Raw genomic sequence first — 18,139 nt, forward strand, 5'->3', positions numbered from 1 at the left:
GGATGTCTGTTCTGAAGCTGTCAGCAATCTGCTGATATATAGGAATTCCTGAATTCTGTGATATCTTCATCTCTTTTCCCCTTATGTATTGTTGCAACTGTTTATGTGTTATATATACACCCATAACAGTCTTATGTCAACAGTATAAAAAATTTAATTTTTATGTTGACATATTTTTTTGATTGGTATAATATAACTATTGCTGTCGCGCAAGCGACTTTACATATATGCGATAGTGGCGTAGTTGGTAACGCGCGACCTTGCCAAGGTCGAGACCGCGGGTTCGAGCCCCGTCTATCGCTCTAAAAAAGGACATCCGGTTGGATGTCCTTTTTTCGTGTGTGGACCAAGGGGACGGGGTTAGTGGGTCATTTTTCAAATGACCCACTAACCCCGTCCCCTTGGTCCATTTACGCCCCCATCACGAGCACTTTTCTTTTTCTTTCAGCTTCTTCTTGTTTTCGTACATAAGCGCATCTGCTTTTTCGAAAACCCTTGCTACATCCTTTTCGCCATTGTACCGAGCCATTCCTGCAGCTATTACCACATCATCTTTCTGTCTGTTTTCTCCATTTGTTCTTTCCCATACCTGCATTATCTTTTCAATGTTATGGTAACTTCTTCCTTGCGAAATAACGATGAACTCATCTCCACCCACTCTATATACCGGGCAATTCCTGAATACCTTACATATAATATCACAGCCTCTTTTTATGTACTTATCACCTTTCTGATGTCCGAGATTATCATTAACTTTTTTTAGACCGTTTATATCAAGCACGATCAGAGCAAATTCCGGAGCCCTGTTGTCTTTGATCATGGCATTTATCTGTTTCTCTGTATTCAAATACGCATTTCTGTTCTTTACTCCGGTAAGTGCATCTACATTGGCTTCATTACGGGCTTTAAGTATCATCTGCTCTGTTTGTTGTCTTTGTATTGTTGCATCTGTATCATCACTAATGCCTACTATCAGCTTCTTTTCGCCTTTCTCTTCCACAAACACAGCCTTGAGAAGTGCATACTTTATTTCCCCTTCATAAACAAACCTATATTTTAGAGTAAATGCGCCATCTTTCACAATCCTTTTTACAATATTATCTTTATTGAATTGACTATTAACATACTCCATATCTCCCAGTGTTACATATCCTCTTCTGGAAGAGATAAAATAATTAAAGAAATCCTCTCCTTCTGGTACTTCTTCATTTGTTTTGTTATCTGCCTTTTTTCCATTAACTTTTATGTAGTGATCATTTTCCAGATCCACAACAAAGATTGTGATATAGTTTTCAGATAAGGCCACCAGTCTTGAATATGAACGGTTTTCCTCTTCTATCCTTTCAATCTTCTGTCTCTCTTTCATCTGAGCATTGATATTGCTAATACCAATTATGATGCTGTTACCCTTCATTTTTATCTTTACGATCTTCATATGTACATAAACAGGTCTCCCTCCCTTATTTATGCGATATGACATTGTGAAGGCGCCTTCGGTGTTCAACGCTTTTTCGATATTCTCCTTGGTAAATGCTTCGATAAAATAATCCCTGTCTTCTTCGTAAATCTCTAGCCCAGCCATTTCCCTAGCATTCTCAAAAAAGCCATTTCCGTGCCGTTCTATAGCAAGATCGTCGTAAACATCTCCGGAACCATATTCAATGTATTTCTCTGTGTCCAAATCTACATAAAACAGATTGATATAGTCAGATGAAAGAGCCTGGGCTACATAAGAATAAGTAAGCGCCTCTACACCTGTATCTTCGCTGATTCCCAAAATGGCCACTATTAAAGCCTTTACTCCCGTAACAGGATTAATTGCGACCCTTCTGATCAAAATATGCATGACGGCACCAGAAGCTGATCTTTCATCTATGATGATCCTTTTTCCGTCTTTTGCACACTGCACTAGCGCATTACAGAAGGCTGCTCCTCTTCTCTTACGCATTATCTCTATATCTGCAACGCCACCTATATCATATCCCCCAAATGTTTTTTCAAAATATTGTTTATATGGCTTGTTTGACCTTACGATCCAAAAGCTATTTTCATTAATCTCAACGATAGCCATTGGCAAGGTGTCAAAATAGTTAGTTAGTAATTCCTCATCTCCTTCTGCAGACATGTGTAAGTCATATAGACTTATCTTTCCAATTGTTGTGTAATAATCTGATTCCTTTGGATTCTCAAATCCAATCTTCATTCCTTTGGCAAATCGCTCAAAACCCCTTTCTAAGGACAGCGGTTCACTGTAATGATAGCCCTGAAGTTTAGTACATCCCACTTCTTTTAAGAATTCCACCTGCTCTACTGTCTCTACGCCTTCTGCCACTGTTTCAATTCCCAGGGCACAGGCCATCTTGATCAGCTCCGTCATGATGATCTTACTGGCGTCGCTGTCGTTAAATCTTTTCATGAATTGCATATCAAGCTTGATAGTATCAAAGTGTATCTCCTGAAGCAGTTCTGGTGAAGAATAGCCGCTTCCATAATCGTCCATCCACACTTTGTAACCAAGTTCATGAAAACGCTCTATCTGCGTCTTCATATAGTCAATATCGATTCCTACAGCACTTTCAGTTATCTCTATTGTCAGAATCTCTCTTGGAATTTTTGCTTCATTTACCAGCTTCGTCAGTTCATCTACTATATCGCATATGTAAAAATCCGTCCTTGAAATATTGATCGACTGCTGCCCAATAAAGATTCCTTGCTCCGACTGGATCTTAACCTTTTCAATTACCTTTTTGGCTACATATAGATCAAGTTTATTGATCAGTCTGGCGTCCTCAAGGATCGGAACAAAAACTGATGGCAAGATCATGCCATGTTTTGGGTCATCCCACCTTGCGAGGGCTTCTTCATCGCTTACTTTTCCATTAGCAGCACGGATCATAGGCTGGTAAAAAACCTTTATCCAGCCTTTTTCTAATGCTTTATCAAGATTTGTAACGATATATTCTTTTTCTTCTGATGCTTTAAGCATCTTTTCATCAAAATAACTGATACAGGAATAATAATTGTTCCTAACCGCATCACAGGCCATTTTTGCTCTATCGCAGGCTATACTTGGAATAACTCTATCTTTGAAAGGTCTATATACTCCTATCCTCATAGGAATGCTCCTGCCTTCATTCAGTTCTTTTACATCATTCAGGAGATTCTCTAATTTCTTTTCCAGTCCCGTTACGCTGGTATACGCACAAAAATGATCCCCTGCAAACCTACCACAATTATGACGCCCAAAATTCTTTGCAAGCATTCTTCCACATTCTGTCAGGAGCTTGTCACCTTCGGCAAAGCTATATTTCTGATTAAAGCCTTTCATTCCGCAGAGATCAAAATACAACATACATGGCTGATCTCCCTCTCTTCGCATTTCCTTACTACCATGGGCAGCCAGTTCGAAGAAATAGCTCATGTTGGGGAGTCCTGTAAGATAGTCATGGTTAAAATAATACCGCTGCGATCCCTCATGAACTGCTTTGGAAATAACGTCTGTATATGTGTCACTGCTGTCACTTTCAATATATGGCCCTTCATTAGCAAACCACGCATTTATCAGATCCACACCCTCTTCTTTGTGGATCAGGGCTGCATGAAATCTGAATACCATATACCTTCCACCTACATTCTTCCTGTACATGGTCTTGACTTCTTTTTCTATCATCACACGCCTGTACATATCTGTCATCCTCTCCAGATCATCAGGATGACATCCGGTATGCACGTCCTTGTCAAATACCGCATAAGCCTCTTGCATGTCAGTAAAGCCAAAAAGTTCGCACAGTCCTTTGGTAATCGCTATCGCCACTGTTCGATCACCCACTCGCTGAAAAACACCAAATGGAATCAGGCTATTCTCTATTAGTTTTCTCTCTACATCGCTATACTGATATCGAGTCATAGACACCTCAAACAAAAGAAATAAAAATCCAATCCAACCCGCACTACTTTGCAATAAAATGTTATCGTATTACCGTAAGCCATTCAATTTTGAAATTATTAAATATTTCTAATATCTTTTGTGTCTTTTCTGAGCCTTTTGAGACAATGGATTCTTTAAAAAACAAATCGGATGCCCTATTTGAGCATCCGATTTCTTATCTTGATTATAATATTACTTAAAAACTATCTCTCTTTGTATTTGATAACTTATGAAAAACAGCATCGTATCTACTATTATCTTGATCACTGTATCATTTCCACCTGTTAATCTATGGAACAGTGTAACAAGGAAAGCACTCATGAGTACCTGGCACACGGCAAGTGCCGCATACTTAAATCCACTCCTATGAAGCTCTGCTTTGGACTTAAATACGACTCTTTTGTTCATCCCAAAGTTCCATATAGCTGATATTACCCTTGCTGTTACAGTCGCAATTGAAATGTAGATATCACTTCCACCAAAACTTCCCTTAATGAGTTTGACCATAAGTGTGAAAAGAGCTATATCGATAAATGCTGATGACAGTGAAGAAAAGATAAATTTTCCAAACTGAGCATAAATCTTGATAGAGTCCCTAAGAGGATTGAAGTGTGAGCTCTTATTTTCATCAATGTATATGGTCCTTATTGGAACCTCAATGATAGGAATTCCCAGCTCTTTACACATAAGGATCTGCTGCATCTCATACTCATATCTTTCACCTTCTGCATTTACAAAGGTAGTTATAAGGTCCTGCGGAATAGCACGAAGTCCTGTCTGTGTATCGCTTAGCTTAATGCCACACAACAGTCTCATGACCCATCTTGTTATGGTATTTCCAAGAAAACTCCTAAGCGGAACTCCCTCTTCTTTGAATCTTCTACATCCAAATATAACAGAGTCAGGATGTGCTATCATCTCCTCTGCGCACTTAAATGTATCTTCTGTAGAGTGCTGTCCATCGCTATCTACTGTGATAACGCCCGGAACCTCCGGATAATTGTTGCGAATATGATTAAGGCCTGTCTTTATTCCTCTTCCCTTTCCCATGTTCACACAATGTCTAAGTACATCACATCCGTACACATTTTTGAGCTCATCAAAGAAATGTCTATGCTCTTCTGATGATCCATCATCTACACATACTATAGTGCGAAATCCAGCTTCTTTAAGCTTTTTTACTAGCTCTATTATCTTGTTATCCGGATTAAGACTTGGAATTAAAATAGCCGCATCTGTCGGTCTTTTTGTCATACATATCCTTCCACTAACACACTACTTATCTTGACTTTTCATAACTGTAACTTATAATAAATAGTGCATTTATGCATTATTCGGGGCATGGCTCAGCTTGGTAGAGCGCTGCGTTCGGGACGCAGAGGTCGCAGGTTCGAATCCTGTTGCCCCGACTTTTTTATTGTTCTTTTTCTTCTGATTTTACTTCTTCTGTAGCTGTTTCTTCAGTATTTTCCTCAGTCTTTTCTTCAGCCTTATCCTCTTCCGGATCTTTCTCCGTTAAATCCTCAAGCAGAATTGTCATCATATCATCATTAGTTGGGTTCTTAAGAGTTGCAACTCTTCTAGCCTGATTGGTAATGATTGTCTCAAAGAGATTTCGAACTTCTCTTGCATTTGCAAAATTGTCGATATTCTCGAGCTTTTTAGCTGTAATAAGAGCTCTGATTTGGTGCTTGATCTCCTCATCAACCTTATAGTCATACTTGTCGCAATTCATGTAAAAGATCTTTTCAAGGTCATCAAGTTCATAGTCAGGAAACTCAATGTACTTGTTGAATCTGGACTTAAGGCCTGGGTTACTGTCTATGAATTTCTTCATAGGCCCTGTGTATCCTGCTACGATAACAACAAAGTCATCTCTGTTATCTTCCATTGCCTTAAGGATAGTATCAATAGCCTCCTGGCCAAAGGCATCATCCTTCTGAGCAAGTGAATAGGCTTCATCGATAAAAAGGACTCCGCCCATAGCTTTTTTTATCTGCTCCTGAGTCTTGATTGCTGTCTGTCCAACATAGCCAGCTACAAGCCCTGATCTGTCAACTTCTACAAGCTGTCCCTTAGAAAGAACTCCTATCTGTTTATAGATTCTTGCTATAATCCTGGCAACTGTTGTCTTACCTGTTCCAGGATTACCTGTAAATACAAGGTGAAGTGATACAGGTACCGATTTAAGTCCCTGCTCTTTTCTTGCCTTTTGAACCTTTACGAATGATGCAAGTTCTTTTACATCAGCCTTGATAGTAGAAAGACCGATGAGACCCTCAAGATCCTCCATAGGGTCTGTCTCCGGCTCTTTTTCCTTCTCGGGCTCTTCATTAACGGCATTGTCAGGAACCGGGCTTGATTTCAAAATCTCTTTTGCCTCTGCAAGGGCATCCTGAGCGTTCTTTACCGCATCATCTGTCTTTTCTTTTTTGGTCACATCTATGGTCTTGGGAGTGCTAGCAAAAAAATCGTTGTACATGCTCCCCAAAAAATCTCTATCCATATTACCCCCAATTTGTAAATATGATAAAAGGCGGCATTTAACCATAAAGGTAATACCGCCTTGTAATACTTTCCTTATTAGTCGTTAAGGAACCATCCACCTCTTGAGAGGAATGTTCTGTTTGTTACAAGTGCATTTACGTCATGTCCGATTATTTCTGACGCCTTAGCCTTATATGTAGCAGCCTGTGCAGTTCCAAGGTACTTGTAGAAATCATAAGACATCTTCTTGGATCCATCGAGGTTCTTAAGCCCCTGAGCGATATGGCTCTCCATCTCGTGAGCATCATCCGTCTCTCTAAAAAGGATGAAGCTTGTGATGTATGGATTGTTCTCTGCCATTGTGTAAGCATATGTGATTGAAGCTGCCTGTGCATCCTCGCCAAAGCTTGATGTGAAGCCGATCTCTGAAAGCGCGATGTTTCTTACATTACCATTTGGTCCGAGCATCTCTGGTCTGCACATATAATCTGTAAGTATGTAAATGTTCTCCATTGTGATATAAGGAGTTGCAAGTGTTGTATTTACATACTGTGCCTGCTGCTTCCAAGCATATGGATCAAAAAGTGGTGCGTTGTAAGGATGAACTGAAAGTGACCAGTCTACGTTACCTTCACGGTTCATGTAGTAGCTGAATCTATCAAGATACTCTTTTGAAAGGAAGCATCCTGGATTAGACTTTCTGTTCCATTCCTGGTCGAATGATGTATAAATTCTGGCATTAGCATTAACTGCCTTGATCTCGTTGTAGAAAATACGGAATGCCTTAACATACTCACTAACGTTGAGCTCGATGTTTGTTGAGTTCATGTAGTACCATTCTGTTCTGGCATTTACTTCGTTACCAACTACCCAGTTATCAACTGTTCCGTATGCTCCGCCTGAATATCTCTGAGCAAGGAATGCTGCGATAGCCTTGATATGCTGTGTACCGCCATCCTCGTCTGTGTTCATAGCGTAACCTGGGCAAACATGAGCATCTCTTGAAAGAGGATGGATAAGGTCTGCACCAGCTGCTGTCTTGTTATTGAGAACAGTCATTGTAAGCTGGAAGTTATTGAGTGAGCACCAGCGAACAAATCCGTCATACTGTGCAAGTGCTGCTGTGTTGAACTGATATGTTGCACCATTATATGTGAATTCTGTTGTTGGCTGTGCTGGATCTGATGATGGTCCTACGATATCGCCCATGTAAAGGTTATAAACCATCTGTGCAACACCAAGATCTTTGAATGTAGCTGCATCAGCAGTGTTAGGAAGGATACCCTTCATACCGTGATCGTTACGAGCTACTGTCTTGGTCGCGATTGCTTCTGGGTTTGTGATGTAATGTTCATCACTTACCTGAATCATTGAACCGCCGCTCTTAACTGCTACAAGGAACTTCTTACTGAGGTTTGACTCAGCTGTGTAATGATTAAGTGGGAATGTAAATGTTGCATTAGAAGCTCTCTCTGTTGTTGCAACTACTTTTCCTACTGTTCCGTCCTGATATACTTCATCAGCATAGAGGTAATACTTTCCATCGTCTGATGATGGAAGTGAGCTGGCAGATACGTTAACTACTACGTTGTCGCCTGAGATAGTACATGAATTGATCTTAACAACTCTGCCTGCCGCCTCAGCAACTTCCCCTGCTCCATGATTTACTATACTATAGCTGCCTGTTGCAGTTAATACTGTAACTGCTGTCAAAGCCGCCATAAAAATCTTTTTAAGTCTAATATTTCTTTTCACAACATCCCTCCATAAAATATGACTTACTCTCAATAATATACCCAATTAAGCGCATTTTATCAAGCTTTGACTATTGCCTCTGCAAATGCTTCCACTGCATCTTCATCGCTGGAATGAAGCGCACTCTTTATTGTCAACACGTTTTCGAGTATTGTCACATTTTTAAGGTTTTGTAATTTTTCTGTCATAAGTTTTCCAGTAACTGGTGCCCAGGTTCCATTCTGCGCAAGGGCAAAAGTCCTGTTCTGGACGCCAAGGGCGATCATATCATTTAAAAAACTCTCCATCGGAGGATAAATGCCATTGTTATAAGTAGGGCACATGATTACTACCTTGCTGCAGCGCCACACTTCGCTGATCAGATAGGATACATCTGTACCAGATACGTCATAGACCTTGATATTCTTATTTGTCTTTTCTCTTAGCTTGGAAGCCACTACCTCTGCCGCACTCTTTGTGTGTCCATAAAGACTTCCATAGACCAAGAATATTGAATCTTCTTCTGGCTGATATGTGCTCCACTTCTCATATTTATCAAGGAGCCACTTAATATTTTTTCTCCAAACAGGTCCATGAAGTGACATGATCATCTGGATATCAAGGCCTGCTGCCTTTTTAAGAACAGCCTGAACCTGCATTCCGTATTTTCCAACGATGTTTGCATAGTATCTTCTTGCGGACTCCAGAAAATCTTTTTCATAGTCGTATTCATCTGCAAAGATTCCGCCATCTAAAGCTCCAAAGGTTCCAAATGCATCCGCAGCAAAAAGCCCCTTCGAAACGTCGTCATAAGCCATCAAGACTTCTGGCCAGTGGACCATAGGTGCTGCGATGAAACTAAAGGTATGCTTACCTGTAGATAATGTATCTCCCTCTTTCACCTCTAACTTGTTAAAAGAAGCTGCTTCTGGGAAGAACTGCTCCATGATAGTAAAGGTCTTGGCACTGCCAACCACCATTACTTCCGGGAAAAGACTTACCACTGTACTGATAAGCGAGCAATGATCTGGCTCCATATGAAGAACCACAAGGTAATCAAGCTTCCCTCCTGCAAGCGCTTCTTTTAAATTCTCAAGATACTGGTCAGATACAGTAATATCTGCAGTGTCAAACACCGCTTTTTTCTCATCATCGATAAAGTAGCTATTGTAGGATACGCCCTCAGGAATAGGAAAGATGTTTTCAAATCTCTCTAGCCTTCTGTCACTTCCTCCAATCCAGTAAATATCTTCTGTCACTTTCTTAATATTGTTCACTTTCTTTCCCTCCGTCTTTTTATTGTTTGAATTCAAGGATCGTCTTTTCAACCACCTTGATATCAATTGGCTTGGTCACATGTGCATTCATTCCTGCATCAAAAGCATGTTGCACGTCATCAGCATAGGCATTGGCAGTCATTGCAATAATAGGTATTCTTTGAGCCCACTCGGTTTCGAGGCTTCTGATTGCTGCCGCAGCTTCATATCCGTTCATTACAGGCATTTGAATATCCATAAGGATCATATCATAATCGCCTTCTTTTGCCTCTTTGAACATATCTACAACTTCCTGACCGTTGCAGCCTCGCGTAACTGTTGCGCCTTCCATATTCATGAGTTCTATAAGAATATCTGCATTGATGTCATTATCTTCTGCTGCAAGGAACTTCATTCCCTGAAGCGGATTAACAACTTCTTCTTTGTTATCTGTACCAGCGGCTCTGCTGGTAATGTCTTCAAATATCTGCTTAAGATTGGAGACAAACAGCGGCTTTTGAACTATTTCATTGGCGCCTGCTGCCTTTGCATCATCTTCTATTGCTGCAAAGTTCTCTGCCATCACAAATATCAGACTGTTGTTTCTTCGGTCTTTTGACCTGATCTCTCTGATGAGCTCTGCTGCTGTCATATCGCTCAATATATCATTTATGAGTATCAGATCCACGAGTTTACCTGCACTATTACAATTTTCTATCGCATGGATCGCTTCAAATCCGTTCTTAGTATCAAGGATCTCTATCTTGTCAGCCTCAAATGCTGCTCGCAGCTGCTCTGTCTGCGTACGATTCTCTGTTACAAACATTACAGTGCTGATTCCATGGCCTTTCCAGAAATCTACATCGTTCTCATCTACAGCTTTAAGTCTAAGGTTAACAATGAAGGTACTTCCCTTTCCTTCTTCACTCTCTACCCTGATAGTTCCTCCCATGAGCTCTACAAGGCTCTTGGTGATAGCCATTCCAAGTCCTGTTCCCTGAATGCTCTTTGTGGCTCCTGTCTCCTCTCTTGAGAAGGCATCAAAGATCTTGTCGATATATTCAGCCTTCATTCCTATACCATTATCTTTGACAGTAAACTCCACATTTTGGAAGCCTTCTGAAGATGAAGGTGTTTCTTTTATGCGGAATTCGATCCTTCCGCCCTCTGGAGTGTATTTGATGGCATTTCCAAGAATATTCATGAGTATCTCGTTAATCCTCTGCTTGTCGCCCATGAACATGTCATGTTCCATCTCTTCTATATTTACGATGTATTCCTGATCTTTTGCTTTTGCCTGGAAGCTGATGACCGAGTTGATCTCCTCAAGCAAAAGACCTATTGCCATCTCTTTAATATCAAGAGTAGTTTTTCCACTCTCAATCTTACTCATATCAAGTACATCATTCAATAATCCAAGAAGGTTATGCGAAGCAAGACTTATCTTGTGTGTATACTCTTTTACCTTATCCGGATCGTCAGCATGCTTTTCTATCAGCAGATTAAAGCCAGTAATAGCATTCATAGGCGTCCTAAAGTCATGGGACATATTTGCAAGGAAGCTTGTCTTTGCCTTATTAGCTGTCTCTGCGGCATTAAGCGCTTCCTGAAGCTGGTGATTTCTCTTTATTTCCTGGGTTCTGTCATAAAGAGCTATGGCCATTCGTTTTCCGCCATCGTCATAGGTACATATTACGACGCCTCGGTAAAAGAGCTGCTCTCCTGTTTTTACGTTCTCAAATTTGATCTCTTCGAGGATGATGGCTTCGCCTGACTTGATGCTACTCATGATGATATTATCAAGTCTGTCTGCTCCTTCAGCTTTATGGGCAGTAGCTATGCTTCTTACATCTTCCTTCAACGTATCAAGCGAAATTCCGAGTACTGTTTCAGCATTGGATGTAATGAAATTACATGTATAATTCTCTACGTTTACTACTGCAAGTATATCGTTATTTCTTTCTACTACGAAATCAAAGAGCCATTCTCTATAATGTATATCACTTTCCTTAGCCAAAAGATCTGCCTTATTTCTGCGATTGATCTCCTCAACCATGTCATTTAACTTGATAGCCATGGCCTGCATGGAATCAGAAAGTTCACCAATCTCATCCTTGCCTTCGTCGTTGATCCTGACATTGAGATTTCCTCTTTTGATCTCATTGGCTGCGTCATTGAGTCTTATGATCCTGTAGCTCAGTCTTCTTGAGAACAGTGTCGCTATGACATAAGCAATTATAAAGATAACTCCCGCTATAACAATATCTGAACTAAGAAGTGAGAATACGTCAGCAACCATCTCATTTCTGTCAACATAGTAGTAAAGTTTCCAACCGTTTGAGATCTCGTTTGATTCCAAAAGGAAATATTTGTCACTGACAACAAAACCTTCGCTATCTTTTTCCAATTTTTCATCTCTGATGTCCTGAATGACTGCATCATCTAAAGCTTCATCATTTAGCTTTTTCTGGCCAACAATATTCCCCTCTTCATCGATCAGCAGTATTCCGTTATTTAGATAGCTGGACTGATTGATGATACTAAAGAAATTATCCTTCTTGAGTTTGAGGGTTGCCATTCCAATAACCTTGGATGATGTATTTACATCCAAAAGGGCTTTGACTATATAGATTTCTCCATCATCATCAACCATCCACATTGTGTCGTATTCATCATGGCATTTTTCATACCATTTCTTGATAGTCTCATCTGTCGGCTTACTGATAAACTCACCAATATGGCTTTGTTCCAAGAACTCTGAGTAAAGTTTAATATTCTCAATATTGGAATCACTACCAATGAAGTACCAGATAAGCGGCTCTATGTTATCTGTCATTTCCTCAGTGATAGAGAATGGATCCTCTTTTGCATGTTCGATCTTGTATCTAAGTGCTTCTTCATAGGAAAAGAACTTAAGTACATCGCTTTCTCTTTTAGCATTATTATCAAGACCATTGGAAATAACGTTGACACCGCCCTGGATTGACACCTTAGTCTGAGCATTAAGGTTATTTCTGGCTAAGATATATGAGTAAAGGCCCAGGATGACTATAGGTATTACTATAAGAAACAGAAATACCATCCTAAGCTGTGTTTTGATCTTAATATTTTCTAACCTTGCAAGCTTCTGATTTCCCATTTATTACCCTCACCACAAAGTTATTTTTCCTTCAGTAATTTTTTTACCTTTATATCAACCTGCATAAGCGCCATGTTTGTTGTCTCTTTTCCAAGTAACACCTTTTGCAGCTCTTTTCCAAGGATCATGTTGATATTGTCGCAGTCTTCTCCCCAGCTGTAATAAGGCATAAACAAGCCTTTATGTTTAAGGGCCTGTTCTATTCCATCAAATGTGTCCGGATTTGCTATAGTTAGTCCCTTTAAATAGCTCATGCTTCCAACTCGGTCATTCCATAATTCTCTCTGTCCTTCGGCACAAGCAAGGCTTGTCACTATTTCTTTTGATAATTGTCTGTGATCACCGTAAGTGTTTACTGCAAATCCGCAGTCACATCCCCCTATCAGGATTGGCGTTCCATCTGCTGTTCCACAAAATGGCATTGTTCCTAGCGAAATATCGGGATTTGCAACCTTTATCCTGTTATAATCTTCAGGCCCTCCCGCTAAAATAAATGTTTCTTCATTTGCAAATTCCTGTATGGCAGCCTTCTGGTCCATGGTGTACATTTCAGGTCTAAAGACCTCATATGTGATGAGTTTTTCCCAATCTGACAAATAAGGATACAGATTGTTATAGAATGATGCTCTTCCGTACCCTAACCTTTCACCAAAATGGCTTCCTTCTTCTGTATCAAAATAAGATGCCTGTAAAAAAGCCTGAGCACTTTCTGAGATATTGGCGTAATCCTTAAGCGCCGCAGAACACACCTTCATTCCAAGAGTTTCTCTTATATATACTGCATTTTCCAGAAACTCTTCATAACTTTGAGGTACCTTTAACCCGTATTTTTCAAAAAGACCCTTGTTATAATACAAGCATCTGTAACCGCTGGTATTGGGTACGGCATAAATCTCATTTCCATAGGTAAAAGCTTCTCTGCTATACCTGTTAAACTCTTGCGTTATATCTGTAAGCGGTGTGATATATCTGGTCAGAGCATGCTTTCTGGCCATACCTTGATCAACATATAATATGTCTGGTGCTTCTCTGTAGGATAATTGCGAATCGATTATTGATTCATAATGATTTTTGTCTATATAAACAAATTCAAATGTGACATCTGGAAATGTTCTGGTTAGATATGATTTTAGATTTCCTAAATACTCTTCCTGATACCAGGTAGCGATACGAATTGTTATCTTACCGTTTTCTTCTACCTTCATTGGATTAGAATCGCCCGATGGAGCTTCAAACGTCACTTCCTTTTCACCTGTTCTTGGCGCAGCTCCTAAAGACGCAATACTAGTAGGCTTCGGACACACTGATCCGCAGCCAGCCAGCATGCAAATGATAAATGCAAATTGCAAAATAATACTTACAAAGGTTTTCTTCAGCTTGTAGCTCTTCATAATTCCCTCGTAATACTACTTGTTTGCGTTATCTAAGCAAGATCGTCTTTACTTCTCCGATGTAAAGTACGTGATAGTCTCCTGCATCATAGAAGTCTTGTTTGATTGATTCGTCAACAATACCCGCTTCATCGAACTCTCTTGAGTAAACTACCTTGCATGTTATTATCTCTCTAGCTTCGTCTACAAAAGGTATTCCCTCGTAATAATTAACATTCAATCTGGCAGCGGCAATCTTGTCCTCGTCTCTTCCAGATACTGAATGTATATACTTCATGGCACCACGATACTTTTCCTGATCCATGAAGCTTACTGAAAATTCCCCCGACGCATCGATGAGTTCTCTTGTATATCTGCTCTTTCTGGCAAATATAAAAACAACTCTCTTGTTCCAGATATATCCTACACCGCCCCATCTAGCAGCCATCATGTTGACCTTTGAGCCATCAGCTACCGTAACAAGTATTGTTTCCCCGACAAACTTGTATGGGCCAGTTTCGATATCTTCTGGGTTTACTGGTTGAAAAACATGCAATTCACTCATATGGACCTCCTTAAAAGTCGCGTATTTTGTCCTCGTCTGTTAATCCAGTATTTTCGATATTAATTATCGTTACGCCGTAACTAAAATCGTCGCTCACTTTAATAGTAACATGGTCTCCCACTTTATGTCCAAGTAATTGTTTTCCAAGCGGAGACTCAATACTGATGAGTCCTTTCAAAGAATTCTGACGCATTGTTGTAACGATTTTATACGTTTCTTCGCTATTGTCCTCATCTAATTTTACTACTACTGTTTTATTCATGCCAACCTGATCTTCTTTGGTATCGTCATCAATAACTGTAGCTGTTTTTATCATCCTCTCCAAAAACCTGATCCTGCTCTCGTTCTGGTTCTTGGCCTTCTTGGCAGCGTAATACTCGAAGTTTTCCGATAGGTCACCCTGAGCCCTTGCTTCTTTGACATGTTCAAGAAGCTCTTTTCTGACAACCACCTTGCGGTGCTCTATCTCTGCCTCCATGTCCTGAATATCTTTTCTTGTTAACTCGTTATGCATAAAACTAGCCCCCTACCTAAATAATAGAAAAAAGGCGAAGCCTGTTGGCTTCGCCTTTCAGAATTGCTCTTATCAAGCCTTTCCAACTGATCCGAAGAGTTCCATCTTTTCCTTAACTGTAGCCTTGATAGCTTCAGCACCAGGAGCAAGAAGTTTACGAGGATCAAATCCCTTACCTTCGAGATCCTTACCAGCCTCAACATACTTACGTGTTGCATCAGCAAATGAAAGCTGGCACTCTGTATTAACATTGATCTTAGAAACGCCAAGTGTGATAGCCTTCTTGATCATATCTGCTGGGATACCTGTACCGCCGTGAAGAACGAGAGGCATAACACCTGTCTTCTGCTGGATAGCATCAAGAACGTCGAATCTAAGTCCTGGCCATCCTTCTGGATACTTACCGTGGATGTTACCGATACCAGCTGCAAGCATATCTACGCCAAGATCAGCGATTCTCTTGCACTCATCTGGATCAGCGCACTCACCCATTCCTACTACGCCGTCTTCTTCACCACCGATTGAACCAACTTCTGCCTCGATTGAAAGACCAAGCTGGTGAGCAACGTGTACAAGCTCCTGAGTCTTAGCAACGTTCTCTTCGATATCGTAGTGTGATCCATCAAACATGATTGATGTGAATCCAGCCTTGATGCACTTATAGCATCCTTCGTATGTACCATGATCAAGGTGAAGAGCAACAGGAACTGTGATTCCAAGGCTCTCGTCCATAGCCTTAACCATAGCTGCAACAGTTGTGAAACCTGTCATGTATTTACCAGCACCCTCAGAAACACCGAGAATAACAGGAGACTTAAGCTCTTCTGCTGTTAAAAGAACTGATTTTGTCCACTCCAGGTTGTTGATGTTGAACTGGCCTACTGCATAGTGGCCTTCTTTTGCTTTTACAAGCATGTCTTTTGCGGATACTAACATTTGTTTATCTCCCTTGTTTATGTTTTATTAACAGTTAAGAACATTATATACTTGTTGCTCAAAAAAATAAAGTTAAAGTGTTAACAATCAGCCAAAGTTTAGGAAGTTGTCAGACCAGAATTCTTCTGATGTTATCGGAGCATGACTATCATATCTGAAAATCATTCCCGACAGCCTTGAAAGAGTCACGGTCAATATGCCATCTTTAACTCTGCTATTTGAAAGCTCAGTAGTGTAGCCCTTTCCATCGGTTAGAACAACCTCTTTTAACACTGCATCCTTAGGAATTCCAATCAGTGAAACATCTATCTCTTTTGTTATCTCAAACTCATTGTTGTTGATAACTACTACAGATGCCGCTGTTCTATTGAATCTTCCGTAAGCAATAAAGTTATTATCTCCAGCAAGCTCTCTGATTGAACCTGTCTTGAGCTCTCTGTATTTTTTGTGTATCTTTATGAGCTCTTTGTGGTAGGCGAGCATTTCTTTATCCTCGTTGCCCCAAGGATATGTACGTCTGTTATCAGGATCTGTAAATCCACAAACACCTGCTTCGTCGCCATAGTAGATTGTTGGAGCGCCTGGCCATGTCATCTGTATCATGACTGCCTCTCTCATTACAGGCTTCTTAATACCTGTTTCTGCAGACGCTGGCATAAGTGTATCGCATCGTCCGACCTTCTGGCTTGTCCTCGTGAGGAATCTGGAATGATCGTGATTAGAGAGCTCATTCATTGCTGTATAAAGAGATGGCATGCTGAAGTTCTCTCCACCTGCATATAACATGGTGTCAAAAAACTCTCTGGCGTTGCCTACTCTTATAGGCTTAAACTCATCGCTGTGCTTCTCCATACCAGTAAGGAACCAGGTTACAGGCTCCATGAATGCGTCATAGTTCATGACTGTATCCCATTCATCGCCCTGAAGCCATTCCTTGGCTGGTCCATAGTGCTCAGCTATGATTATTGCATTAGGATTAGCTTTCTTGACCTCTTCTCTGAATCTCTTAAAGAATTTGTGGTTATACTCTGGAGAATGGCCAATATCTGCAGCCACATCAAGGCGCCATCCATCGGCATTATATGGCTCAGAAACCCATTTTTTGGCAACTCCGAGAATATATTCTTCCAGTTCCTTGGATCCTTCGTAATTTAGCTTAGGAAGTGTATCATAGCCCCACCATCCATCATAACTATTGTTATATGGCCATGAGCTATCCTTAAATGAGAAATAATCGTGATAAGGACTATCCTGCGCTATGTAAGCTCCTTTTTTAAAGTCCTTGCTGTTTTCATATATTCTTTCTTTATCAAGCCACTTATTAAATGATCCACAGTGATTAAAAACGCCATCAAGAATGATCTTAATACCGCGTTTATGAGCTTCGCTTACAAGCTTTGCAAAGAGCTTATCACTAGCTTCTAAGTTCTTTGCACTGGTAACTCTTTTGATATGCCTTGTAGCATGGGTATTGTCACTGTCTCCATTTTTGAGAAGATTTCCACCATCTTCAATGATGACACCAAAATGTGGATCTATGTGGTCATAGTCCTGAGTATCATATTTGTGGCATGAAGGAGAAACAAAGATAGGATTAAAGTAAATAACTTCTATTCCTAAATCCTTGAGATAATCCAGCTTATCAATAACTCCTTGCAGATCACCACCGTAGAATTCATTGAAATCCCTCTTTGGATCAGGATACTGACTCCACTCAGTTATCTGCTTAGCTAAGCTTCCATTATAGAAATATTCCCCTGAAAGGACATCATTGCTGGTATCTCCGTTATTGAATCTCTCAACAAAGATCTGATACATAACAGCACCTTTAGCCCAGTTAGGAGTAGAAAATCCCGGAAAGATCTTAAAGCACATGCTGTCACTTATATCTTTGACAGCACCTCTTTTATCATAGAAATACACAGAACCATCAGTTCCTTTTATTTCAAAATAGTAGCTCTGTGGTACAGCGCCAACACTAAAGGAAGCATCATAATAATCAAACAAACCTTCCTGCTCAGAAAGATTCATTGAATGTCTTTCGCCGCCAAAAACAAGTGTCACTTCACTTGCATCCCCGCTTTTACATCTAAAACGAAAGTCTGTGATTCTGTTTTTATCAGGCTCTGTTGGCCTTAAATAATCCATGGTCATATCATGGAAAAGATATCTTGTGTCCATAAATCCCCTATAATGCAAAAAAGACAGCG

11 protein-coding genes and 2 tRNA genes are annotated in these 18,139 nt (G+C 40.3%); 2 read left to right on the top strand and 11 right to left on the bottom strand.

The genetic code is table 11. The features are described 5' to 3' along the window. Window positions 1-229: 229 nt before the first annotated feature. Window positions 230-302: transfer RNA gene (locus tag BUA02_RS10975), tRNA-Gly, on the top strand. 119 nt (window positions 303-421) lie between these two features. On the opposite strand, the gene BUA02_RS10980 is transcribed toward BUA02_RS10975, so the two are convergent. Next, on the bottom strand, window positions 422-3,907 hold the full coding sequence (locus BUA02_RS10980) for a sensor domain-containing diguanylate cyclase (protein WP_072704031.1): 3,486 nt from the start codon (window positions 3,905-3,907) through the stop codon (window positions 422-424). A 213-nt stretch (window positions 3,908-4,120) separates the two neighbouring features. After that, window positions 4,121-5,182 carry a bifunctional glycosyltransferase family 2/GtrA family protein gene (locus BUA02_RS10985; protein ID WP_072704033.1) on the bottom strand — a complete coding sequence of 354 codons (1,062 nt, stop codon included), beginning with the start codon at window positions 5,180-5,182 and terminating at the stop codon, window positions 4,121-4,123. 81 nt (window positions 5,183-5,263) lie between these two features. On the opposite strand from BUA02_RS10985, the gene BUA02_RS10990 reads away from it, so the two are divergent. Beyond that, a tRNA-Pro gene (locus tag BUA02_RS10990) sits at window positions 5,264-5,337 on the top strand. A gap of 5 nt (window positions 5,338-5,342) precedes the next feature. On the opposite strand, the gene BUA02_RS10995 is transcribed toward BUA02_RS10990, so the two are convergent. From BUA02_RS10995 to BUA02_RS11035, 9 genes are all read right to left on the bottom strand, one after another. Next, window positions 5,343-6,434 carry an AAA family ATPase gene (locus tag BUA02_RS10995; protein WP_242946501.1) on the bottom strand — a complete coding sequence of 364 codons (1,092 nt, stop codon included), beginning with the start codon at window positions 6,432-6,434 and terminating at the stop codon, window positions 5,343-5,345. 77 nt (window positions 6,435-6,511) lie between these two features. After that, window positions 6,512-8,170, bottom strand: coding sequence for a DUF5722 domain-containing protein (locus tag BUA02_RS11000; RefSeq protein ID WP_072704035.1), 1,659 nt, complete (start codon window positions 8,168-8,170; stop codon window positions 6,512-6,514). A 59-nt stretch (window positions 8,171-8,229) separates the two neighbouring features. Beyond that, the gene (locus BUA02_RS11005; RefSeq protein ID WP_083572743.1) at window positions 8,230-9,426 is read right to left on the bottom strand and encodes an FprA family A-type flavoprotein; all 1,197 of its coding nucleotides are present in this window, start codon (window positions 9,424-9,426) and stop codon (window positions 8,230-8,232) included. A gap of 19 nt (window positions 9,427-9,445) precedes the next feature. Continuing rightward, window positions 9,446-12,544: an ATP-binding protein gene (locus BUA02_RS11010; RefSeq protein WP_072704039.1), complete on the bottom strand. Its 3,099-nt coding sequence runs from the start codon at window positions 12,542-12,544 to the stop codon at window positions 9,446-9,448. Between the two features lie 20 nt (window positions 12,545-12,564). After that, complete coding sequence (locus BUA02_RS11015; RefSeq protein ID WP_072704040.1) at window positions 12,565-13,935, bottom strand: ABC transporter substrate-binding protein; 1,371 nt, start codon at window positions 13,933-13,935, stop codon at window positions 12,565-12,567. Between the two features lie 28 nt (window positions 13,936-13,963). After that, the gene (locus BUA02_RS11020; RefSeq protein WP_072704042.1) at window positions 13,964-14,479 is read right to left on the bottom strand and encodes a flavin reductase family protein; all 516 of its coding nucleotides are present in this window, start codon (window positions 14,477-14,479) and stop codon (window positions 13,964-13,966) included. Between the two features lie 10 nt (window positions 14,480-14,489). Beyond that, the gene (greA, locus tag BUA02_RS11025) at window positions 14,490-14,993 is read right to left on the bottom strand and encodes a transcription elongation factor GreA (RefSeq protein WP_071177305.1); all 504 of its coding nucleotides are present in this window, start codon (window positions 14,991-14,993) and stop codon (window positions 14,490-14,492) included. Between the two features lie 72 nt (window positions 14,994-15,065). After that, window positions 15,066-15,929, bottom strand: a complete 864-nt coding sequence (gene fba / locus BUA02_RS11030; protein ID WP_071177306.1) for a class II fructose-1,6-bisphosphate aldolase — start codon at window positions 15,927-15,929, stop codon at window positions 15,066-15,068. Window positions 15,930-16,016: 87 nt separating this feature from the next. Next, the gene (locus tag BUA02_RS11035) at window positions 16,017-18,110 is read right to left on the bottom strand and encodes an alpha-glycosidase (protein WP_072704044.1); all 2,094 of its coding nucleotides are present in this window, start codon (window positions 18,108-18,110) and stop codon (window positions 16,017-16,019) included. Window positions 18,111-18,139: the final 29 nt, after the last annotated feature.

Origin of the sequence: Butyrivibrio hungatei DSM 14810 (assembly GCF_900143205.1) — a bacterium.
GTDB lineage: Bacteria > Bacillota > Clostridia > Lachnospirales > Lachnospiraceae > Butyrivibrio > Butyrivibrio hungatei.